Origin of the sequence: Streptomyces sp. NPDC025273, from assembly GCF_040638585.1 — a bacterium.
Taxonomy (GTDB): domain Bacteria; phylum Actinomycetota; class Actinomycetes; order Streptomycetales; family Streptomycetaceae; genus Streptomyces; species Streptomyces cinereorectus.
Genome location: NZ_JBEZYP010000012.1, coordinates 101,205 through 122,861 on the forward strand (window position 1 = coordinate 101,205; position 21,657 = coordinate 122,861).

Below are 21,657 nucleotides of genomic sequence, written 5' to 3' on the forward strand. Positions count from 1 at the left end.
GGCGGCCCGGTACGCGAAGTGGATTGGCCCATCGATACGTGTCGGCGCGAGGGAGGGCATGCGCAGACGGCCGATGCGGCAGTGCGTCATGGGTGGTACGGAACGCGAAAGCTCTGAGCGACCAATTCGGGCAGATTCCGTGCTCGAATTGGCCGAGCCGTGATGTTACTCGTCGGAAACTCGGAGACACAATCCTGCCGCTCTAAGATCTTTTCGATCCGTAGAATTTGATCGGCAAATGAGCAGCGGGGCGGGTGCCGTTTATCAACCGGTGCGCATGTACGGGAAAGACGGGGGCCGCAACGGGGTCACCCCATGATCACGATGACGGATTCCACCGGGCATGGCCGGCGTCCCGGTCAGGCAACCCCGCATCGGCAGCCGTAGTTACCCAGGGTTACTCACCGGTCGGGCGGGCGTGTGGACGGCCGAAAATATTGTCCGGAAGTGAGCAGTCCCGCCCCACCTGCACAGGAGCGCCGCAACACGGCCCGGACGTGTACCCCTTGCACTTCCCTCGTGCGCAAGTGATGGGCACACCGCTGGACTTGGTCTATCTTCGTCGCCGAAGTTGGTATACACCTGTCGGTCCGTGGGAGCGCTTCCCCCAACTGCCTCACCCGCACAGGGCACCCGAGAGCAAAGGGGACGGTCATGCCGAGACTCATACAGCCGCTGGATACCGGCGACCCCCTGGGGCCCCTCCCCCAGGAATTCGCCGCCATCATGCGGCCCGAACTGCCGAGTCTCATCAAAGAGATCGGCATGGAAGTCACCCGCGCCTATCCGGAATACGCCCGCCTGCTGAACGGACCCAATGGACAGTCCATCCGGGTGGGTGTGGAACAGAGCCTCTCCTCGTTCGTCGACCTGGTCGCCGATCCGTCCACCTCCACCGGGCTCCGCGACGACATGTGCCGGAGGTTCGGACGGTTCGAGGCCTACGAGGGCCGCGGCATGGACGCCCTCCAGGGGGCGTACCGGCTGGGCGCGCGGATCGCGCTGCGGAGGGCGAAGAAGGTCGGCCGGAGCTACAACTTCTCGCCGACGCTGATGCTCAGCTTCGCCGACGCGCTCTTCGCGTACGTCGACGAGCTGGAGTCGCTGTCGCGCGAGGGGTACCTGGAGGTACAGGCCCAGTCCGACCAGCGGGGCGAGGCCATGCGCCGCCGGCTCCTGCATCTGATCCTGGCCGGCCGGCCGACACCCCGCACCGCCATCGCGGAACTGTGCGAGCAGACCGGCTGGGTGCTGCCCGAACAGGTCACGCTCGTCGCCGTACGCACCCCGGTCGGGGTGGACCCCGCCGACCTGCCCCGCGACGTACTGGTCGATCTCGGTGACCCGCAGCCGCACCTGCTCGTCCCGGGCCCGCTGGACGAGGCCCGGCGGGAGATGCTCGACCGGGCCCTGACGGGCACCCGCGCCGCGATCGGGCTGACCGTACCGACCGTGGACGCCTCCGACTCGATCCGATGGGCCCGACGGGTCGTCGAGCTCGTCGACTCCGGTGTCATCGACGACGCGCCGGTCGTCCGGTGCGAGGACCACCTCATCACCCTGTGGCTCCTCTCGGACACCGCCCTCCTCGACCAGCTCGCCGAGCGCGAACTGGCCCCGGTCTCCGGCATCAGCTCCAACCGGCGCGAGCGGCTGATAGAGACGCTCCGGATCTGGCTCGACACCCGGGGCACCGCTGCCCAGATGGGCGAGCTGCTGGACGTCCACCCCCAGACCGTCCGCTACCGGATGCGCAGCCTGGAGTCCATCTTCGGCGAACAACTGGTCGACCCCGAGAGCCGGTTCTCCACCGAAGCCGTGCTGCGCGCCCTGCGGTTACGGGCCCGCAGCGAGGACCACACCGGCTGACGCGGCATCACAAATTCCTGTAAAGAGTCAACTTACCACTGAGTAATGCGAAATAGACGGTCAGTCCCAAACGGTTGCGACACGGAGACGTACTCAACGAGAAACCCGGAACTGCGTCCCGTACACATGGAGGAACAGGTGGCCCACCGGCCGTCACGCAGCACCGCCTCCTGGCCAACCATCCGAGAGGGAACCCCCATGACCGCCTCGCACCTCCTCGTCCCCGTGCCGATCCCGGACCGGGTCGCCGCGCTGATCGGGTCCTGCGTCCCGCCGCACATCCTGGCCGCGGAGTTCGACGCCCACTGCGCCGCCCGCGAGGTCCGCAGGTTCCGCGGACCGAGGCTCGGGGTCGAGGACCAGGCCGACCGCGAGCAGGCGCTGTCCGACCTGGCACGGGCCAACAAGTTGCTGTCCGCCCGCCACCCACTGCTCACCGTGCGCCCGGGCGGAGCCTGGTGACGCTTGCGAAGACGCGACGGCACCCTTACCTTACTCAAAAGTAAGTTTACTCTGAAGTAAGGATTTCCGTGGCCGACAACAGCAGCGGCGACCTCACCGACGATCTGGCCGGGCTCGACTTCGCGGCCGTCTCCCCCGAGGAGTTCGCACGGATCGTCAAGGGCCTGTCCGCCAGGCAACTCACCGAATTCATGCAGGGGGAGCTGCGCACCCGTGTCCTCGGCGAGGTCTTCGGGCGCATGCGGCAGCAGTTCCGCCCCGAAGCGGCCGGCCCGCTCGAGGCCCTGATCCGCTGGAAGATCACCGGCGGGAGCGACGAGGTGTACGAGACCTCGATAGCCGCCGGCACGTGCACCGTGAGCGCGGGCCGCTCCGACGCGGAGCCCCGTACGACGCTGGTGATGGGCGACGCGGACTTCCTCAAGCTGGTCTCCGGCAACGGCAACCCCGTGACGATGTTCATGATGCGCAAGCTGAAGGTCGTCGGCGACGTCGGCCTCGCGTCCGGGCTCACCCGCTACTTCGACATCCCGAAGGCCTGAGCCCATGAGCTACTTCTCCCTCGCCCTCACCGAGGAGCAGCAGGACCTGCGTAACTGGGTGCACGGCTTCGCCGCCCAGGTGGTGCGCCCCGCGGCCGCCGAATGGGACGAGCGGGAAGAGACCCCGTGGCCCGTCATCCAGGAGGCGGCCCGGATCGGCCTGTACGGATTCGAGTCGCTCGCCGACATGTACGGGGACCCCAGCGGGCTCTCCCTCCAGATCGCCAACGAGGAGTTGTTCTGGGGCGACGCCGGGATCGGCATGGCGCTCTTCGGCACCTCGCTCGCGGTCGCCGGCATCTTCGCCTCCGGCACGCCCGACCAGCTCGCCGAGTGGGTGCCGCAGTGCTTCGGCGACGAGGACGACCCGAAGGTGGCGGCCTTCTGTGTGTCCGAGCCGCAGGCCGGATCGGACGTCTCCGCGATGACGACGAAGGCCCGTTATGACGAGGCCAAGGACGAGTGGGTGCTGTCCGGGCAGAAGGCGTGGATCACCAACGGCGGGATCGCCGAGATCCATGTGGTCGTCGCCTCGGTCGATCCCTCGCTCGGCGCGCGCGGTCAGGCCGCGTTCATCGTGCCGCCCGGTACCCGGGGCCTCGAAGCGGGCCGGACCGTCAAGAAGCTCGGCCTGCGCGCCTCGCACACGGCGGACGTCTTCCTCGACGACGTACGCGTGCCGGGCCACTGCCTGCTCGGCGGCAAGGAGAAGCTGGACGCCCGGCTCGCCCGTGCCCGCGAGGGCGGCAACGCGAAGGGCCAGGCGGCGATGGCGACCTTCGAGGTCAGCCGCCCCACCGTCGGCGCGCAGGCCCTGGGCATCGCGCGGGCCGCGTACGAGTACGCGCTGGAGTACGCCGGACAACGGGAGGCGTTCGGCCGGCCCGTCATCGAGAACCAGTCGATCGCCTTCGCGCTCGCCGACATCCGCACCGAGATCGAGTCCGTACGCCTGCTGATCTGGCAGGCCGCGTGGATGGCCCGCAACGACCGGACCTTCGACGCGGGCCAGGGCTCCATGTCCAAGCTGCGCGCGGGTGAACTCGCCGTGTCCGCGACGGAGAAGGCGGTCCAGATCCTCGGGGGCGCCGGGTACAGCCGGGAGCACCCGGTGGAGCGGATGTACCGCGACGCCAAGATCTACACGATCTTCGAGGGGACGAGCGAGATCCAGCGCCTCGTCATCGCGCGGGCCATCTCGGGCCGTCACATCCGCTGAGCACACCTCGCGCGCACGGCCCGCCCCTGCGCGCGACGGCGGCACACCACGGCTTCCCCGCGCGCAGCGACCGTCCCACCGCGCCTCAGACCGCGACCGGGGTGAACCGGACCGGGAGCGAGGCCGGGCCGCGGGTGAAGACACCCTGCTCGACGGGCGTGAAGCCGTCGGCCAGCCGTAGGTCCGGCATCGCGTCCAGGAGTTGGTTCACCCCGGTCTCGACCTCCGCCCTGGCCAGCAGCGCACCCACGCAGAAGTGCCGGCCGAGCGCGAACGCCAGGTGGTCGGCCGCCGCGGAGAACGCGCTGGTGCTGGTCAGGTCCGTGCGGAAGAGGTCGAAGCGGTCCGGCTCGTCGTAGCGGGCCGCGTCGCGGTTGGCCGAGCCGATGAGACAGGTGACGGTGGCTCCGGCCGGAACGGTGCCGCCCGTCAGCTCCACCTCGTTCGACGTCCGGCGCATGATCATGTGGACGGGCGGGGTGTAGCGCAGGGTCTCGGCGAAGGCGCGGTCGATCAGGGACCGGTCCTCCCGTACGGCGGCGAGCTGCTCGGGGTGCGTCAGCAGGTTGGCGAAGAGGGAGGCGATGGCCTTGTCGGTGGTCTCCCCGCCGGCCGCGAGAAGCAGGCTGCAGAAGGCCTTGATGTCCTCGTCACTCATCCGTACGCCGTCGACCTCGGCGGTGCAGAGGGCGGAGAGCAGATCGTCGCCGGGGTCCGCCCTGCGGCGCCGGACGACGGGGATCATGTACTCGGCGAATTCCTGACGGGTGCGTTCACCGGCCGCCGTCACGGCGGGGTCGCCCGCGAGGTTGCCGAGGAAGGCGATGACGGTGGTGTACCAGCCGTGGAAGCGCCGGTGGTCCTCCCGGTCGAGACCGAGCATGTCGGCGATGACCAGGACGGGGAACCGGGTCGCGAACGCGTCGACCAGATCGGCCTCACCGGTGTGCCGGAAGGCGTCGATCAGCTCGCGGGCGTCGCGCTCGATGACGGGCAGGAATTTCTCCCGGAGGTCCGCGCCGCGGAAGGCGGGCGCGACCAGAGCCCTGCGTACGGCGTGCTCCCGGCCGCTGAGCTGCAGGATCGTCCTGCCGTGCACGGGTTCCAGCTGCCAGTCGTAGTTCTCGGTGGTGAACTCCTGGGCCTTGTCCCTGAAGACGCGCTCGACGTCCTCGTACCGCGAGACGAGGTAACTGTCGGTGGCCTCGTGCCTGATCAGAGGGACGTGCTCGCGCATCGTCCGGTAGGCCCCGTAGGGATCGGCGGCGAAGGCGGGCGAGAGAATGTCGGGCAGGGACGGTGCTTGTGACACGTATGACTCCTGTGGGGCAGATGTCAGGATGCTCCGGGGTCGTGAACGAGCAGCGCCCACAAGGATATTGATCGGCTGCCCGGTCCCGCACCCCCAGGGAGAACGTCATGAACGCCGCGTCCGACGGGCCACGCCCCGCCCTCCTCTTCGTCACCGACCTCGCCTACGAGGCGCGCGGCCGCCGCTACTGCGACGAGGACATCTTCCTGACCTCCCGGCTGCGCGAGGAATTCGACGTCGCGCTCTGTCACCCCAGGGACGCCGCGGCGCTGCTGGACGGTTTCGACGCCGTGGTCATGCGCAACAGCGGACCGGTGCTGCACTACCAGGAGGCGTACGACGCCTTCCGGGCCCGCGCACTGGAGCTGGGCCTCCCGGTCTGCAACTCGCTGGACGGACGGGGGGACATGGCGGGCAAGCAGTATCTGGTCGATCTGAGCCGGGCGGGACATCCGGTGATCCCCACGGTGGACCGGACGGAGGACCTCGGGCTGCTCCCCCGGGCGGCCGAGTACGTGGTCAAGCCGAAACTCGGCGCGGATTCGGTGGGGCTGCGGTTCACCCCGGACGCGGTGCTCCCGGAGGGCGGCGACGGGACGCTGCTCGTGCAGCCGAGGATCGACTTCCGCTACGAGGTGTCCTTCTACTTCATCGACCAGGACTTCCAGTACGCCCTGTACGCGCCCGATCCGGAACGCCGCTGGGTGCTGGAGCCGTACGCGCCCGGCCCCGCCGATCTGGACTTCGCGCACCGCTTCGTGGAGTGGAACACCCTGACCCACGGCATCCAGCGGGTGGATGCCTGCCGGACGGCGGAGGGCGAGCTGCTGCTCGTCGAGTTGGAGGACCTCAATCCCTATCTCTCGCTCGACCGTGTCCCGGAGGAGGTCCGCGAGGCGTTCGTGGCCCGGCTGAAGGTCTCCCTGCGGCGGCTGACGGCCTGACCCGTCCGGCCTTCGCCCGCATGCGTGGGTCCGGGGCCGGTGTGAGGGTGCAAGCGTGACCACTGCCAGCGAGACCACCCCCGCCGCGCAGAGTGCCGCCGCGCCACCCGTGCTCGACCCCCGCCGCAGGAACATCGTCTTCGCGACGATCGTGCTGGGGATCCTGCTGGCCGCCCTGGACCAGACGATCGTGGGAACGGCACTGCCCACGATCGTCTCGGAGCTCGGCGGTGCCGAGCACATGTCCTGGGTCGTCACCGCGTATCTGCTGGCGGAGACGGTGGCGACCGTCCTGGTCGGCAAGTTCGGCGATCTGTTCGGCCGTAAGCTGATCTTCCAGATCTCGGCGGTCGTCTTCATCACCGGCTCGTTCCTCTGCGGCCTCGCCTCGAACATGCTGCTGCTGATCATCTGGCGGGGCCTGCAGGGCATCGGCGCGGGCGGTCTGATGGTCACGTCGATGGCCCTGATCGCCGATGTCATCCCGCTGCGCGACCGCGGCAAGTACCAGGGGGCGATCGGTGCGGTCTTCGGCATCGCCACGGTCGTCGGACCGCTGCTGGGCGGACTGTTCACCGACCATCTGACGTGGCGCTGGGCCTTCTACGTCAATGTGCCGATCGCGGTCGTGGTGGTCATCGCCGCCGCCCGCAACATCCCCGCCGTGAGGGCGGCCGGGCGGCCGGTCATCGACTACCTGGGCATCGCCCTGGTCGCGGTCGGCGCCAGCGCCCTGATCCTGGCGACGAGCTGGGGCGGCAACGAGTACGCCTGGGGCTCCCCCGTCATCATCGGTCTGTTCGTCGGCGGACTCGTCGCCCTGGCGCTGTTCTGCGTGGTCGAGGCGCGGGCGAGGGAACCGATGCTGCCGATGCGGCTGTTCCGGAACCCGGTGTTCACGGTCTGCTCCGTCCTCAGCTTCATCGTGGGCTTCGCGATGCTCGGCGCGATGATCTTCCTTCCGACGTATCTGCAGTACGTGGACGGGGACTCGGCCACGCTGTCGGGGGTACGGACCCTGCCGATGGTGGCCGGGCTGCTCGCCGCCTCGGTCTTCAGCGGCAACGTGGTCAGCAGGACGGGTCACTACCGGATCTTCCCCCTCGTGGGTTCGCTGGTCATGGCGATCGGCCTCTTCCTGCTCTCCCGGATGGGCCCGGGCAGCGGGGTGTGGCTGGAGTCGCTGTACATGCTGATCCTGGGAATGGGCATCGGCCTGTCGATGCAGGTGCTGATCATCGCCGTGCAGAACACCGTCGACTACACGGATCTGGGCACGGCGACATCGGGTGTGACGTTCTTCCGCACCCTGGGCAGCGCGTTCGGTACTGCGGTGTTCGGCACGATCTACGCGAATGCGCTGCGGCCGAACCTGACGGAGGGCATCGAACAGGCCGCGCGAGCGGGCGGCGACCCCGCGACCCTGGCCCGGGCCGCGGAGAGCCCCCAGGCCGTGCACGCGCTCCCGGCCGGGCAGACCGCTCCGCTGGCGCAGGCGTACGCGGACACGCTGCACACGGTCTTCCTGTGGACGGTCCCGGTCGCCTTGACCGGATTCGTCGTGGCGCTGTTCCTGAAACAGGTGAAGCTGCGTGACACCGCACGGGGTGACTCGACGGACATGGGCGAGGGCTTCGCCCAGCCGGGCACCGGGGACTCCGCGAAACTGCTCGAGTTCTCCGTGGCAAGGATCCTGCACGCAGCCGGTCCCGACACGGCCCGGCGGATCGTCGAGGCGTCCGACACCCGCCTCGACATGGCGGGGGCATGGGCGGTGATGCAGGTGGACCTGTTCACCCGGATGGTCGGCCACGCCGGCCTCAAGCTGATCGCGGCCAGGCATCGGATCCCGCCCGAGGTGCTGGTGCCGGTCTTCGACCGGATGATCGAGGAGGGCTACCTGACCGGGGACGGCCACCTCTTCACCCACACCGCGGCGGGGCGGCGGGAAGCGGCGACGATCTCCGCCGCCTGGGGGCGCTGGCTCAACGAACGGCTGGCCGAGGACGGCGCCCGGCCCGACGACCGGCAGCTGCGGGCCGCGGTCGATGTCATCGCCAAGCGGCTGCTCGCGGAGGATCTGGCGCACGAACTGGCACCGGCGGATCGGACCGGGGCCCCGGTCTGAGGCCGGGGACCTCGCGGGGCGGGGATCGTACGGCGGGGCCCGTCACGCCGCTTCTCAGTCGACGAACACCGCCGTCGAATAGACCCACGCACCCTCGTGCCGGACGAAGCGGCTCCTCTCGTGGAGCGAGTCGAGGCGGCCGTCGTCGGTGTAGTGGGCGCGGAAGGTGACGGTTCCGGTGGTGTGGAAGGCGCTGCCGTCGGTGGTGTCCAGGATCTCCAGGGCCGTCCAGCGCATGGCCGGGTCGAAGTCGACGGACGGCGGACGGGTCTGCGGGTGCCAGGTGCGCAGCAGATAGGCGGCGTCCCGGACGACGAAGGCCGCGTACCGCGAGCGCATCAGTGCCTCGCACGTCGGGGCGGCGGCGGTGCCGGTGTGGAACCGGCCGCAGCAGTCCCCGTAGGCGGCCGGGCTGCCGCACGGGCACGGCGAGACCGGGGTGATCTGCCGGGGGCCCGCCCCGGTGGCGGCGGGGCCGCCCGGCCGGCGCGGGCGTGAGGTGCGTCGTGACATGCCTCCATTGTGGCCTGCGCCCCGGGGCGCACGACGGCGCGGGGCGGCCGGGCACGACGGCCGGCCCCCCGAGGACCGGGGCCCGGCGGTCAGGGCTTGCGGGCGACTCCCGCGTAGCCGGGAATCGGGTCGTCGCCGAAGACGTCGATGACCTCGCCGAGCTCCGGGCGCCAGTCGGCGGAGAGCGAGACCCCCGGCTCGACGAGCTCGAGCCCGTGGAAGAACGCCGTGAGCTCGGCGCGCGAGCGGGGCCGCAGGGTCATCCCGCGTGCCTTGTAGAGCGCACGTGCCTGGGCGGCGCCCTCGGGGTCGAAGTCGCCCGTGGTGTGCGAGAGCACCAGATAGCTGCCGGAGGGCAGCCGGTCCAGGAGCCGGTCGACGAGGTCGGCGGCGCCGTCCTCGTCGTCGATGAAGTGCAGCAGCGCCACGAGCGACAGCGCGACGGGCCGACTGAGGTCGAGAACCTTGCCGGCCGCTTCCAGGATCGTCTCGGGACGGCGGGCGTCGGCCTGGATGTACTCGGTGACGCCCTCGGGGGTGGACTGCAGCAGGGCCGCCGCGTGGGCGAGCACGATCGGGTCGTTGTCGCAGTAGACGACGCGCGCGTCCGGGGCGGCCCGCTGGGCGATCTGGTGGAGGTTCGGCTCGGTGGGTATGCCGGTGCCGATGTCGAGGAACTGGCGTACGCCGTTCTCGGCGAGCCACCGGGTGGCCCGGTGCATGAAGGCCCGGTTGACCCGGGCCATGTCGCGGCCACGGGCGTCCAGGGTCAGCAGCTGGCGGGCCATCTGTTCGTCGACCGGATAGTTGTCCTTGCCGCCGAGGAACCAGTCGTACATCCGAGCGGGATGCGGCTTGCTCGTGTCGATCTCGACGGCCTGGTTCTCTTGCCCGGTCATGGCGCGCTCCGTTGGTCGGCGGTCACTCGGCGAACAGCGTGTGGGACGGGAGTACGTGGTGGTGCGTCAGGTGAGGAGGAAGTCGGCCTGACCGGCCTTGGCGCCCTGGATGAAGGCGGCGATCTCGCCGTTGGAGTAGATGAGTGCGGGGCCGTCGGGATCCGCGGACTGGCGCACGGCCACCCTGCCGTCCGCCAGCTTCATGGCCTCGATGCAGTTGCCCCCGTTACCGCCGCTCCACGGCTTGTACCAGCCTTCCGTGCCGAGGTCGGCTGCCGGCATGCCGTTGTATATGTGGTTCATCCCAGCTCCTTGCGGAAATCCCTGAGGATTTCCTTCGTGCGTTGTGCAGTTGCGGCCTGAGCCGCCATGCGGTCCATGACCTCGAGGTAGGAGGCCACCTCGGGACGCGCGTCGAAGTAGACGGCACCGGTCAGGTACTCGCTGTAGACCATGTCGGGCAGTTCGGGGACGGCGAAGCGGAAGAGGACGAACGGGCCGTACGTGCCCGGGTGGTGGCCGGTCGCGAACTCCGCGATCTGCAGCGTCACATGGGGCAGTTCGGCCGCTTCCAGCAGTCGGTCGACCTGGCCGCGCATGGCGTCCGGGCTGCCGACGGGACGGCGCAGGACGGTCTCGTCCATGACCACCCAGAGCTTCGGCGCGTCGTCCTTGGTGAGCAGCGACTGGCGCTCCATCCGCAGCGCCACATGGCGCTCGATGTCCTCGGGTCTGGTCTGGCCCACCGCCCCGGTGCGCAGGACGGAGCGTGCGTAGTCCTCGGTCTGCAGGAGACCGGGGACGAAGTGCGGTTCGTAGGTGCGCAGGAGGCTCGCGGCGCCCTCCAGGCTGACGTACATGCTGAACCAGTCGGGCAGCACATCGTGGAAGCGCTGCCACCAGCCCGGCTTGTTGGCCTCCTCGGTGAGACGGACGAAGGCCTCGGCCTCGTCGTCGGCGACCCCGTAGGCCTTCAGGAGGAGCTGGACGTAGGGGACCTTCAGCCCGACCTCGGCGGTCTCCATCCTGCGTATCGTCCCGGGGGCGACACGGAGCACCTTGGCGGCCTGATCGCGGCTCAGGCCGACACGCTCCCGCAGATCCTGCAGACGCTTGCCGAGAACGACCTGGCCCACGGTCGGGGCGGACCGCGGTTCGCTCACTTCAGACCTCCCGGTGCACTGTTTGCCAGCAGTGTGCCACGCGCCCCGCCCCAAGGACACTGCCACTCTGGAAATTCCAGAGTGCCTCTTGCCAAGTGTGCGTGTCAGGGGGAGAGTTAGTGAGTGAACGAGTTCACGTAGTCGCGCCCGACCCCATTTTCCGATTTCGTACGGTGCGAAGCGTGGCGCAGCCCCCACTGTGAGGATTCGGTCGTGGCACCTGGCAGTGCGCTCATCCCCCGGCTCATGGACCTCAGCCCCGGGACGGAAGCGCTCCGTTACTGCTTCGCGCTGCCGGCGCACCCCGAGTCGGTCGCCGGGGCGCGGCGCCTCACGAGGGACCGGCTGGAGGAGTGGCGGCTGTGCGGGGAGGCGTACGACGCGGCGGTTCTGATCGTCTCCGAGCTCGTCACCAACGCCGTGGTGCACACCGCCAGCGCGCGGGTCGTCTGCGAGCTCCGGTGCTCCGGCGGGCGGCTGCGCGTGTCGGTGCAGGACCAGGGACACCAGCCCGGCGGTCCGCGGCTGTCGCTCACCGCGGACGACGAACACGGCCGCGGGCTGCTGCTCGTCGACTCCATGAGCGCGGCGTGGGGGTCCCTCGACGCGGGGAACGGTTCGGGGCGCATCGTGTGGGCCGAGCTGCCGTACGGCGGCACGGAGCGGTCATGCTGAAGCAGGCCCTGTCCCAGCTGTTCGGCGCGCGCACCGGCCGCCCCCGGGAGGACGTCGGCGCGGCGAGCCGTGTCCAGCTGCCGCTGCCGCCCGCGCTCTCGGCGAGCCTGGGCTGCGACGCGGTCGGCGTGCCCGCGCGATACGGATTCCGGTTGATGTCCCATCTGCCGCGGGCCGGTTGTGTGTTCGCCGACGCGGATCAGTGGTGGTGGATCGTCCCGTCGGGCTCGGATCTGGATCTGGACTGGCCGGAGCAGGCTTCTTACGCCACCGGGGCGTATGTGCCGGCCGGGCGTCCCCGGCTGATCCACGCCCCGGAAAGCCGCACGCCCTACACGCCGCCCATTCCGCTCTTCCTCATGGTGTGCCAGGTCACCGGGGTCACGCCGTCCTGGGCGCACTCCGGCCCGCCGAAGGCGGTGCCCGCTCCCTGACCCGTCGCCGCGGGCACCTCCCGGGGGCGTTGTCAGTGGCCGGATCCAGTCCGGCTCCACAGGCCCGCAGGGGAGCGGGGGCGTGTGGAGGGGGCCGGCCTGTGCGCCGCCGGGGGTTCGTAGGAGGCAGTGCGTCGAAGTCCGGGGAGACCGTCGCGCCGGCCGAGCCGGATGCCCCTGGCCCGAGCGGCACGGCGGGCACGCTCGACACCGCCGGGGCCGGCGCCTGTGCCGCATGGATGGATGCCCGGCCGCACCTCCTGGTCAGCGGCGAACTCCCGGCCGCCGGGGGCGTCCGACCCGGTCACGACGCGAGGTAGGCGAGCCCGGGGTGGACCTTCGTGTACCCGTCGACCAGCCGGCGGGCCACGGAGACGGAGTCGACCAGCGGGTGCAGCGCGAAAGCTCGCACGGCCGCGGCACGCGAGCCGGTCTCCGCCGCTTCGAGCACCGCCCGTTCCACGGCCTTGACCGCGGTGACCAGACCGACCGCGTGGTACGGGAGCGGGTCCACGGTCACGGGGTGGGCACCGTTGGCGTCCACCAGGCAGGGCACCTCGATGACGGCGTCCTCGTCGAGCACCGAGAGGGTGCCCCGGTTGCGGACGTCGAGGATCAGGGAAGTCCGTTCGTTGCGGGCGACCGCCCGCATCAGGGCGAGTGCCACGTGTTCGTAGCCGCCGGAGTCCAGGTCGCTCTCCTCGCGCTCGCCGGCCCCGGCCACGTCCCGGTTCTCCGCCATGTACGTGGCCTCGCGTTCGGCGCGCGTACGGTCCCAGGTGGTCAGCGCCGGGGCGGCCGGGTCCTTCATCCGGGCGTAGAAACCCTCCTGCTGGTCACGGAGGAAGGCGCCGCGGGTCTGTTCGGCGTCCTGGTAGGCGCGGACCGCTTCACGGTTGAAGTAGTAGTAGTGCAGGTACTCGTTGGGGATCGAGCCGAGGGAGCGCAGCCAGTCCGCGCCGAAGAGCCTGCCCTCCTCGAAGGAGCCGAGCAGCACGGGATCGGCGAGCAGGCGCGGGAGTTCGTCGCGGCCCTCGACCTCGAGACCGCGCACCCAGCCGAGGTGGTTGAGCCCGACGTAGTCGACCCGGGCCCGGTCCGGGTCGGCGCCCAGGACCCGGGCGATCCGGCGGCCGAGGCCCACCGGGGAGTCGCAGATCCCGATGACCCTGTCGCCGAGGTGCCTGGCCATGGCCTCGGTGACCAGGCCGGCCGGGTTGGTGAAGTTGATGACCCACGCCTGCGGTGCGAGCCGGGCGATGCGCCGGGCGAGTCCGACGGCGACGGGCACGGTCCGCAACCCGTACGCGATGCCGCCCGCGCCGACCGTCTCCTGGCCGAGCACGCCTTCGTCGAGTGCGACGCGTTCGTCCGCGGCACGGCCTTCGAGACCACCGACGCGGATCGCGGAGAAGACGAAGTCCGCGCCGCGCAGGGCCTCGTCGAGGTCGTCGGTGGCGACGACGGCGGGCGCGTCGGGGATGCCCAGCGCCTGTTCGGCGAGGACCCGGGCGACGGCGGTGAGCCGGTCCGCGTCCGTGTCGTACAAGGTCACGAGGGAGACGCGGCCCTCGGCGTGATCGCCGAGCAGTGCCCTGTACACCAGAGGCACCCGGAATCCGCCACCGCCAAGAATTGTCAGCTTCACGCTGCTCGATGGTACGGGGCCGGCACCGGCCGCCGTGGTACCCCGGACCCGTGGGGTCCGGGGCCACCGGATCGACGGCTGCCGTCAGTGGCCCGTCCACCAGCGCGCGACGGTCTGCCAGATCCCGGCCGGTCCGGTCCGCTGTGCGGGAACGACGGCATGCTCGTCGGGCGCGGACACCGGATCGGCGGTCCTCCGTACCCCGGCCGGGGCGTGCCCTGTCGGGACCGCCGCCGTTTCCCTGGGCACGGCGGGCGAGGACACCTCCCAGTCGCCGCCGGGCCGCCGGGGGGCGATCGGCGGGTCCTCCTCGACCGCCTGCTGCGGGCTCGGGGCGAACCGCGCGGGAAGCTCGGCCAGATGCCGCGAGACGAAGTTGCCGACCCAGCGCAACTCGCTTTCCGCGACGCTGAGTTCGAGATCGGGGAGCCGCATGAGCAGGGCGTCGACACCGACGTCGGCGATGGCCCGTCCGATGTCCTGGCCGGGACACTCGTGGGGCCCGCTGCTGAAGGCCAGGTGGGCGCGATTGCCCTCCATGTCGGCGTTGAGGTCGGGCCGCACCACCGGGTCCGTGTTGGCCGGCGCGATACCGACGATCAGGGCGTCGCCCGCCTTGATCTGCTGCCCCCCGAGCTCCGTGTCGCCCACGGCCCAGCGGCCCAGGACCGAGGTGAGCGGCGGTTCGTCCCACAGTGTCTGTTCGACCGCTTCGGGCACGGTCATGTGCCCACCGCTGAGCCGGGCCCGGAACCGGGGGTCGGTGAGCACCATGCGCAGCACGTTGGCGATGAGGTTGGCGGTCGTCTCGTACGCGACGAAGAGCACGACGCGCAGGTGCTCCGCGACCTCCTTGTCCGTGAGCCCGGCGTGGTGCTCGACGAGCCAGGTGGCAAAGTCGTCGGCCGGTGCCGTCCGGCGGCGCTCGACCAGCCGGTTCAGCGCGCCGATCAGGAATTCGTTGCTCGCGATGGCGGTCTCCGTGCCCCGTGTCAGGTCACGGGCGGCATCCACCAGGCGTTCGCTGTAGTCCTCCGGCATCCCGACGATCGCGCACATCACCATCATCGGGAGCCGCTCGGCGAACTGGCTGACCAGGTCGGCTCGGCCGCCCTGACAGAATTCGTTGACGAGCCGGTTGCTGTAGCGGTTGATGTGGCGGCGGACACCGCGGGTGTCGATGCGCGCCATGCTGTCGGTGACCGCACCGCGCAGCCGTTCGTGGGTGGCGCCCTCGGCGAACGAGCACACCGGCTGCCAGGTGAAGATCGGGGCGAGCGGATGGTCCGGGGCCACGCTGCCGTCCTGCAGGGCCCGCCAGCGCCGGGAGTCGCGGGAGAACTGCGAGGGAGTACGGGTCATGTGCAGGTTCTCGCTGTGACCGAGGACCAGCCAGGCGGGGACGTCTCCGTGCATCAGTACGGGCGCCACGGTGCCGTATTCGGCGCGCAGCTTGTCGTACAGGGCAGCGGGGTCCTCCTCGGCCTCGGGTCCGAACAGCCGTCGCAGTCCGCCGGGACCGGTTCCGCCGACGAGAGCGTGTGCCGGGCACTCGGGGGGTGGCACCGGCCCCGCGGCCGCTCCGGGTTCATGCGGGAAAGGGGAGTTCACAGATGCTCCAGGGATAGGGCATTCCAGGGATCGGGCAGGTGACGCGCCGGTCGGGTCGAGCACGGGGGACGCGCGGGTCACCGTCAGACGAGCGGGACGGCCAGGCTGTGGAGGTAGCGCATCAGCGACATCAGCACGTCACGGCTCGAGGTGCGCAGCCGGGCATCACAGTCGATTATCGGGACTGCGTCCGACAGGTCGAGGGCGTTGCGCAGGGCTTCCACCGGGTGATGCGGCGCGTCGGGGAACGTGTTGACGGCGACGACGAACGGCACGCCGCGCTCCTCCAGCCGGCCGATCACGTCGAAGCTGACCTGGAGCCGTCGGGTGTCGAGGAGGACGACGGCTCCGAGGGCTCCTTCGAACAGTCCGTTCCACAGGAACCAGAAGCGCTCCTGGCCCGGGGTGCCGAACAGGTAGAGGATCAGTTCCTCGCTGAGGCTGATCCGGCCGAAGTCCATGGCGACGGTGGTGGAGATCTTGCTCTCCACCCCCGCGTTGTCGTCCACGCCGACTCCGGCCTGGGTCATGGTCTCTTCGGTCGTCAGGGGCCGGATCTCGCTGACCGATCCGACCATGGTCGTTTTGCCGACCCCGAACCCGCCGACGATGACGACCTTCACCGCGGCCGTGGCCGTGGTGGGAAGGACGTCCTCGGTGCGGGGGCCCGTGATCGTGTCAGAGCTTCTGAAGTCCATGCATCACCGCTTCGAGGAGGGACCGGTCCGGGAGCGCGGCGCGGACGATGGGCGCGCGCGATTCGATCTGGTCGGTCGCCAGTAGTTCTGTCAGGAGCGAGGTGACCACGCTGAAGGGCAGGCTCAGATAGGCCGAGATCTCGGCGACGGACAGCGGCGCCCTGCAGAGCCGCAGGATCGCGGCCTGCTCGGGCTGGACCGTGGGCGACGGTTCGGCCTGGGCGACGACCATGGTGACGAGGTCGAGCGCGGCCCTCTCACCGTCGGTGTCTCCGGTGATCACGTACAGCCGCTCCGGGTCGCTCGGCGCCGGGTCGGCCTGGCGGCGCTCTCGTCGGGGAGCGCTCATCCGGCCTGCCCGTCATGTCGGGGAGGGCTCGTCAGGTGCGCGCCGATGCGGACGACCATGTCGCGCATGCGGGCACCGACGAGTCCGGCGTCGACGGTCTCCCCGGCGAGGACCGCGAGGTAGGCGCCGGTTCCCGCGGCCATCAGGTAGAAGAAGCCACCGTTGACCTCGATGACGACGAGCTTCATCAGGCCGTCGCTGTACGGGATCTCGGTGGCGACCGCGGCGGCCAGGCTCTGCAGCCCGGCGCAGGCCGCCGCGAGACGGTCGGCGACGTCGGGGTCGCCGCCGTGCCGGGCGATGCGCAGGCCGTCCGAGGAGAGCACCACGATCTGGTGAATGCTCGGGATGTCGTCGGCCAGTTCCTTGAGCATCCAGTCCATGTTTCCCCGCTGCTGGATCACTTCAGGTCTCCCTTGTCCCGCGCGTCGTCAGAGTCTTCGCCGTTCTTCGGCTCCTGCGGCACACCGTTGACGGCCTGGGTGAAGGCCTCCAGCCAGAGTCCGGGCGGGGGTTCCTCGCCGCCCGGCCGTCCGCCGTTGGTGCCGTGGTGTCCGTCCGTGTGCGCTCCGGCGGCGGGCTCGGCGGCCGGGGCCGGGTGCTGCTGCGGAAGATTGTGCGAACCGAGGGGGGCGCGACCGCGGCTGCGGCGCTGCGGAAGTCCGCCGGCCGTCCACTCGGTCACCACGATCTCGTCGTCGTCCATGGCGACCGGGACCGCGTGCCGGGCGGCGGGTGCGGGCGAGGCCGCCGCGGCGGGCCCGGATCCGGCGGGGGGGGCCGTGACCGAAGGGGCGGGTCCGGTCCCGGCGGGGCGTGCCCTGCGCTTGCCGCGTGGCGGTACGACGTGCTGCATCTGCGACATGTCGAGCGAGCTCTGGGGGCGCGAGGTCGCGCCGATGCCGTGCGCGATTCCGGGAGCGGGCCCGGTGGTGATCATGTCGCGGGGCACGACGAGTACGGCTCGGACACCGCCGTACGCGGACTGCCGCAGGGAGACCTGGAGCTGGTACATCCGGGAGAGCCGGCCGACGACGGCCATGCCGAGCCGCGGGGACTCCCCGAGGTCGTTCATGTTGATGCCCGCCTGGGCCTGGGCGAGCATGTTCTCGGCCCGTGCGCGGGCCTCCTCGCTGAGACTGACGCCGCCGTCCTCGATCTCGATGGCGATGCCGGTCTGCACCTCGACCGCGGTGACGTGCACCCGGGTCTGCGGCGGGGAGTAGCGGGTGGCGTTGTCGAGGAGTTCGGCGCAGGCGTGGATGAGCGGTTCGACCGCGGTGCCGACGATGGCGATCTTGGCGATCGAGTGCAGATCGACGCGCTGGTACTCGAGGATCCGGGACATGGCTCCGCGCAGCACACTGAACAGCGGTACGGCCTTGGGCCATTGGCGGCTGGGGCGGGCTCCGCCGAGTACCGCGATGGAGTCGGCGAGCCGCCCGATCAGTGCCGTGCCGTGGTCGATGCGGAGCAGGTCGTCGAAGACCTCGGGGTTGCGCCCGTGGTGGTCCTCCATCTCCCGGAGCTCACTGGCCTGCCGGTGGACGATGGCCTGGACACGGCGGGCGACGCTGACGAAGGCGCGCTGCGCGGAGTCACGCATCGCCTCTTCGTTGTCGACGATGTCGAGGATCTGGAGGACCAGGGCGCGTTGCGCCTTGGGGAGGTTGCGGTACGACTCGTCCGCGTCGACCATGTCGCGCATCACCTCCTGCGGCGAGTTGCTCGCACGCAGCCGGCGGATCGCGGCGGGCAGGAGTTCCTTGGTGAGCCGTACGGTCTCCTGGTCGTGTGCAGCGATGCGGTGTTCCAGGTAGGCGATGCGCTTCTCGTACGCGGCGCGCTGGACGCGCATCGCCCGGCTGCGGCGATTGAGTGCGACGGCGAGCGTGGCGACCACGACCGTGGCGATCGCACCGCACCAGACGACTGCCGCCCGCGTGTCCCCGGCCACCGGCGCCGCGCCGGCCGCCGTGGCACCTGCCATCAGCAGAACGGGCAGCAGTGCGGCGCGGACTACGGGGATGTCTCTTCTTGTCGGCGGTGATTCAACACGAACCATCTGAACCCTCTGGCGGTTGATTCGGGAGGTAGACGCACTTGTACGGACAGTTATGAACAAGTGCTCGAATTCATATCAACTCGACTTCACTGCGCGTGAGCCTAGCCAGATCAGAACAGTGCTTCGGCATATTCACCCAACCCCCTGCGCAAGCTCCCGGGCGGTAATACACTCACCAGTTTTTGCACTCACCGCCGCCGAACGTGCGCGGGGAGTGACGAAGAGAGGAATCAGTGGAAAGTAGACCGCCGAGTCCCGCCCAGCGGGACAACGCGCCGAGCGCGCTCCGGTGCTTCCACGAGCAGGTTTCCTGCAAGAAGCAGAGAAAATACGGACACCAGAACGAGGACTCCCATCGCGTGCGAATGTGGGTGCACCGCGCAGCGGGACAAGCGCACATGCGATCGAATCGGATCGAAAGGAGCAGATTCATGATCGAAGGACGGGTGTACGGGGAGTCGGGGGCGGAGAGGGCGGCCCGGGCCTACACCATCGAGTCCCTCGACACCGGCCTCCGGCTGATGCAGCTGTTCCTCACCCAGGACGCACTCACCGTGAGCGAGGCCGCCCACCGGCTGGGGATCGGCCGCTCCACCGCGCACCGGGTCCTGAGCACTCTGGAGGGCCGCGGATTCGTCGTGCGCGTCCCCTCGGGCCGTGGGTACGAGGCGGGACCGGAGCTGCTGCTGCTCGGCCGGCCGGCGGGCTTCGGCGCGGAACTGCGTGCGCGGGTCGGGGCCGTCCTGGACGAGGCCGTACGACGGACCGGGGAGACCGTGCAGAGCGCCACGCTGATCGGTGATCAGGTCGTCCTCACCGACGGCCGCGAGTCGGCACACCCGGTGCGGGTGATGCCGGGAACGGGCCGGTCCCTGCCTGCCCACGCGACAGCGGCCGGCAAGGTCCTCCTCGCCCGGCTGACGGCCGAACAGGTCTGTGTCCTCTATCCGCGGGAGCGGCTGACCGCACTCACCCCGCACACCCTCGTCTCCCGGGCCGGGCTGCTGGCCGAGCTGGCGGAAGTCCGCGAGCTCGGCCGGGCCTTCAGCCGGGGCGAGTGCGTACCGGGTCTGCACGCCGTCGCGGTGCCCCTCATGGGGACGAGCCGGCGCGACCGGCTCGCCCTGAGCGCGGCTTCCCCGGCCGACCGCGGTGACGGCCCTGCGCTCGCCGAACGGGCGGAGCAGCTGCGCCGGTCGGCCGCACGGCCGACGGCAACGGCGGACCTCCCCTGACGGCGGGCCGGGGGGACCTCGGCAGCACGCCCGGCCCGCGGTCGCTTCCGGGCCGCCTCAGCGGCGGGCCCCGCCGAGGCGGCCCTCCAGGTGCACGAGCAGTTCGCTGAGCTGCCCGCTGAGCCCGTCGCGGGTCCGCTCGTCGAGGCCGGACAGCACGGAGCGCTCGTAGGCGAGCTGTTCGGGCAGCAGCCGGTCCACCAGCGCCCGGCCCTCGTCGGTCAGCCCGACATGGGCGACCCTGCGGTCCCGGACGTCGCTGCGGCGGCCGATCAGGCCGTTCTCCTGCAGGGCGCGGAGCCGCTTCGTGACGGCGGCGCCCGAGGAGAAGGTCTCGCGGGCCAGCTCGCCGGGGGTGAGTTCGCGGTCGTTGCGCCGCATCGCGCCGAGCAGGTCGAATTCGGCGCGGGTCAGTCCGGCGGCGCGCAGCGGGGCGTCCTCCGCCTGCTGCAGGAGTGCCGCGCAGCGGTTGATGCGGCCGATGAGCTCCATCGGTCCGGTGTCCAGCTCCGGGTTGACGGCACGCCACTGCCGTACCACCGAAGCCACGATGTCGTCGGTCACACCGCTCCGTTCGCCGGGGGCAGGGTGATCAGTCCCTGCCGTTGTGCTGTCGCCGCGAGCGTACGGTGTCCTGCCTGTTCGGCGGCGAGCATCTGCTCCTCCGGCAGGGCGCGCTGCCACCATTCGCCCGCGGCGATGTCACCGGCGTCGCGCAGCTCGACGAGGGACCAGGTCAGCCTCCTGCGGGCCGTTTCGAGAGCGAGGGCCTCCGCGGCCGGTTCGGCGAGGACCCGTTCGGCGCGGGCGCGGGCCTCCTCCGTGGCGGCGAGCAGCCCGACGGCCGCGCCCACCAGGGTGTCCGGGGCGCGGTCACCGATCATCACCCCGGCCGGCTGGGCTCCGGTGAATTCCACGATCAGCAGGGCCATCGGGGTGACGGCTGCCCACGCGCCGCAGGGCCGGCCGACGGGCCCCCGGACCGGGCCTCCCGCGGACCGCGGCCGTCCGGACAGGAGCCTCTTCGGACAGGGGCGGCTCAGCCGAAGCCGCGGGCGTCCTGCTTGAGTGCGGTGTCCACCGTCAGCGCCGTCGCCACGACGAGGCTCAGCAGCGGCTCGGGCAGCCTGTGGTGGATCTGCAGCACGTAGGTGTCCGCCGTGGTGAACATGGTCTTCGCGAGCCCTTCCCAGGTCTTGGTGATCCGGGCGATCTCGGCGTCGTCGTGGTCGACGATGGCGAAGTTCCAGGCGCGCCAGTTCTCCGCCTTGATCGCGCCGACCTGCCGGCCGTCGACCGTCATGGCGAAGTTGATCTTGCCGATGACGTTCTGCTGGACGATCTCACCGACGGGCTGCCCGTCCGGGCGCTGCACGACGACACGGGACTTGATGAACTTCGCCGGACGGGTCAGGAGCAGCTGGGGCCGCCCGTGGGCGTCGCGGATCTCCAGCCGGTGCGTCAGGTACTGGTCGATGCTGGAGACGAACCGGAGCACCTTGCGCAGCGCGCTCTGGCCGACCTGGACGACCGAACCCACGGTGGCGCCCTGCTGGTCGAAGACGCGGTACTCGTTGGTGAGCTCGACCAGCTTGGCCTTCTGGTTCACGACCAGGACCTGCTGGTCGAACAGCGACCCGGCGCCGGGGGCGCCCAGCTGGGACAGACCCTGGTGCGGGGCGGCCTGCTGCTGGGGCTGCACGCCCTGCGGCGGCACGGCGGCCTGGCCCTGGACCGGGTGCGTGTGCTCGGTCCACCGGGCACCGTCCCAGTAGCGCAGCAGCTGGGGCGCGCCATGGGGATCCGGATGCCAACCCGCAGGTATGTTCGATTGCGTCGTCATCGGGGCACACTATCCCGCCAACCTGCGGCCCCGTACTCATTGAATCTT

Annotated in this window: 22 protein-coding genes and 1 pseudogene; 9 read left to right on the forward strand and 14 right to left on the reverse strand. The window is 70.5% G+C overall.

All coding sequences use genetic code 11. From position 1 onward, the window contains the following. Positions 1–654 precede the first annotated feature (654 nt). The 4 genes from AB0F38_RS20690 to AB0F38_RS20705 all read left to right on the forward strand — a co-directional run bounded on the left by AB0F38_RS20690 (position 655) and on the right by AB0F38_RS20705 (position 4,092). Positions 655–1,869 carry a helix-turn-helix domain-containing protein gene (locus AB0F38_RS20690; RefSeq protein ID WP_361895174.1) on the forward strand — a complete coding sequence of 405 codons (1,215 nt, stop codon included), beginning with the start codon at positions 655–657 and terminating at the stop codon, positions 1,867–1,869. Positions 1,870–2,067: 198 nt separating this feature from the next. Further along, positions 2,068–2,331, forward strand: coding sequence for a hypothetical protein (locus AB0F38_RS20695; RefSeq protein ID WP_361895177.1), 264 nt, complete (start codon positions 2,068–2,070; stop codon positions 2,329–2,331). Between the two features lie 68 nt (positions 2,332–2,399). After that, positions 2,400–2,873 (forward strand): SCP2 sterol-binding domain-containing protein, encoded by a 474-nt coding sequence (locus AB0F38_RS20700; RefSeq protein ID WP_361895180.1) that lies wholly within the window; start codon positions 2,400–2,402, stop codon positions 2,871–2,873. A gap of 4 nt (positions 2,874–2,877) precedes the next feature. Further along, positions 2,878–4,092 (forward strand): acyl-CoA dehydrogenase family protein, encoded by a 1,215-nt coding sequence (locus tag AB0F38_RS20705; protein ID WP_361895183.1) that lies wholly within the window; start codon positions 2,878–2,880, stop codon positions 4,090–4,092. An 85-nt stretch (positions 4,093–4,177) separates the two neighbouring features. On the opposite strand, the gene AB0F38_RS20710 is transcribed toward AB0F38_RS20705, so the two are convergent. Next, positions 4,178–5,404 carry a cytochrome P450 gene (locus tag AB0F38_RS20710; protein ID WP_361895186.1) on the reverse strand — a complete coding sequence of 409 codons (1,227 nt, stop codon included), beginning with the start codon at positions 5,402–5,404 and terminating at the stop codon, positions 4,178–4,180. Positions 5,405–5,511: 107 nt separating this feature from the next. Between AB0F38_RS20710 and AB0F38_RS20715 the strand changes: the two genes are divergently transcribed. After that, positions 5,512–6,348, forward strand: coding sequence for a hypothetical protein (locus AB0F38_RS20715; protein WP_361895189.1), 837 nt, complete (start codon positions 5,512–5,514; stop codon positions 6,346–6,348). A 55-nt stretch (positions 6,349–6,403) separates the two neighbouring features. Further along, positions 6,404–8,476 (forward strand): MDR family MFS transporter, encoded by a 2,073-nt coding sequence (locus AB0F38_RS20720; RefSeq protein WP_361895192.1) that lies wholly within the window; start codon positions 6,404–6,406, stop codon positions 8,474–8,476. Between the two features lie 54 nt (positions 8,477–8,530). On the opposite strand, the gene AB0F38_RS20725 is transcribed toward AB0F38_RS20720, so the two are convergent. The 4 genes from AB0F38_RS20725 to AB0F38_RS20740 all read right to left on the reverse strand — a co-directional run bounded on the left by AB0F38_RS20725 (position 8,531) and on the right by AB0F38_RS20740 (position 11,051). Continuing rightward, entirely contained in the window at positions 8,531–8,989 is a 459-nt protein-coding gene (locus tag AB0F38_RS20725) for a YchJ family metal-binding protein (protein ID WP_361895194.1), read from the reverse strand. An 89-nt stretch (positions 8,990–9,078) separates the two neighbouring features. After that, the gene (locus AB0F38_RS20730) at positions 9,079–9,888 is read right to left on the reverse strand and encodes an SAM-dependent methyltransferase (RefSeq protein ID WP_361895197.1); all 810 of its coding nucleotides are present in this window, start codon (positions 9,886–9,888) and stop codon (positions 9,079–9,081) included. Positions 9,889–9,954: 66 nt separating this feature from the next. Beyond that, positions 9,955–10,191 (reverse strand): DUF397 domain-containing protein, encoded by a 237-nt coding sequence (locus tag AB0F38_RS20735; protein ID WP_014049581.1) that lies wholly within the window; start codon positions 10,189–10,191, stop codon positions 9,955–9,957. Continuing rightward, positions 10,188–11,051 carry a helix-turn-helix transcriptional regulator gene (locus AB0F38_RS20740; protein ID WP_361895200.1) on the reverse strand — a complete coding sequence of 288 codons (864 nt, stop codon included), beginning with the start codon at positions 11,049–11,051 and terminating at the stop codon, positions 10,188–10,190. The genes AB0F38_RS20735 and AB0F38_RS20740 overlap by 4 nt, the downstream gene beginning before the upstream one ends. 213 nt (positions 11,052–11,264) lie before the next feature. Between AB0F38_RS20740 and AB0F38_RS20745 the strand changes: the two genes are divergently transcribed. Together AB0F38_RS20745 and AB0F38_RS20750 are read left to right on the forward strand one after the other, a co-directional pair. Further along, positions 11,265–11,726, forward strand: coding sequence for an ATP-binding protein (locus tag AB0F38_RS20745; protein ID WP_361895203.1), 462 nt, complete (start codon positions 11,265–11,267; stop codon positions 11,724–11,726). After that, positions 11,720–12,160 (forward strand): hypothetical protein, encoded by a 441-nt coding sequence (locus AB0F38_RS20750; protein ID WP_361895206.1) that lies wholly within the window; start codon positions 11,720–11,722, stop codon positions 12,158–12,160. The genes AB0F38_RS20745 and AB0F38_RS20750 overlap by 7 nt, the downstream gene beginning before the upstream one ends. A 304-nt stretch (positions 12,161–12,464) precedes the next feature. Here the strand turns inward: AB0F38_RS20750 and AB0F38_RS20755 are convergent, their stop codons facing one another. The 6 genes from AB0F38_RS20755 to AB0F38_RS20780 all read right to left on the reverse strand — a co-directional run bounded on the left by AB0F38_RS20755 (position 12,465) and on the right by AB0F38_RS20780 (position 18,531). Continuing rightward, complete coding sequence (locus tag AB0F38_RS20755) at positions 12,465–13,808, reverse strand: 6-phospho-beta-glucosidase (protein WP_361895209.1); 1,344 nt, start codon at positions 13,806–13,808, stop codon at positions 12,465–12,467. An 84-nt stretch (positions 13,809–13,892) separates the two neighbouring features. Then, positions 13,893–15,419: a cytochrome P450 gene (locus AB0F38_RS20760; protein WP_361895212.1), complete on the reverse strand. Its 1,527-nt coding sequence runs from the start codon at positions 15,417–15,419 to the stop codon at positions 13,893–13,895. Positions 15,420–15,502: 83 nt separating this feature from the next. After that, the gene (locus AB0F38_RS20765) at positions 15,503–16,117 is read right to left on the reverse strand and encodes an ATP/GTP-binding protein (protein ID WP_361895215.1); all 615 of its coding nucleotides are present in this window, start codon (positions 16,115–16,117) and stop codon (positions 15,503–15,505) included. Beyond that, a complete protein-coding gene (locus tag AB0F38_RS20770) occupies positions 16,098–16,466 on the reverse strand; it encodes a DUF742 domain-containing protein (RefSeq protein ID WP_361895217.1) in 369 nt (122 codons plus the stop codon). Before AB0F38_RS20770 ends, AB0F38_RS20765 begins: the two co-directional genes overlap by 20 nt. Further along, a complete protein-coding gene (locus AB0F38_RS20775; RefSeq protein WP_361895220.1) occupies positions 16,463–16,870 on the reverse strand; it encodes a roadblock/LC7 domain-containing protein in 408 nt (135 codons plus the stop codon). The genes AB0F38_RS20770 and AB0F38_RS20775 overlap by 4 nt, the downstream gene beginning before the upstream one ends. Beyond that, complete coding sequence (locus tag AB0F38_RS20780) at positions 16,867–18,531, reverse strand: ATP-binding protein (protein WP_361895223.1); 1,665 nt, start codon at positions 18,529–18,531, stop codon at positions 16,867–16,869. Before AB0F38_RS20780 ends, AB0F38_RS20775 begins: the two co-directional genes overlap by 4 nt. A 431-nt stretch (positions 18,532–18,962) precedes the next feature. Here AB0F38_RS20780 and AB0F38_RS20785 point away from each other — a divergent pair, with 431 nt between their 5' ends. Further along, a complete protein-coding gene (locus AB0F38_RS20785) occupies positions 18,963–19,766 on the forward strand; it encodes an IclR family transcriptional regulator (protein ID WP_361895226.1) in 804 nt (267 codons plus the stop codon). 57 nt (positions 19,767–19,823) lie between these two features. Here the strand turns inward: AB0F38_RS20785 and AB0F38_RS20790 are convergent, their stop codons facing one another. The 3 genes and pseudogenes from AB0F38_RS20790 to AB0F38_RS20800 all read right to left on the reverse strand — a co-directional run bounded on the left by AB0F38_RS20790 (position 19,824) and on the right by AB0F38_RS20800 (position 21,609). After that, positions 19,824–20,330: a MarR family transcriptional regulator gene (locus AB0F38_RS20790; protein WP_361895229.1), complete on the reverse strand. Its 507-nt coding sequence runs from the start codon at positions 20,328–20,330 to the stop codon at positions 19,824–19,826. After that, positions 20,327–20,710 (reverse strand): annotated as a pseudogene (locus AB0F38_RS20795) (FUSC family protein); the annotation flags it as partial. The pseudogene AB0F38_RS20795 and the gene AB0F38_RS20790, both read right to left, overlap by 4 nt. Positions 20,711–20,805: 95 nt before the next feature. Further along, positions 20,806–21,609 (reverse strand): phospholipid scramblase-related protein, encoded by an 804-nt coding sequence (locus tag AB0F38_RS20800; protein WP_361895231.1) that lies wholly within the window; start codon positions 21,607–21,609, stop codon positions 20,806–20,808. Positions 21,610–21,657: the final 48 nt, after the last annotated feature.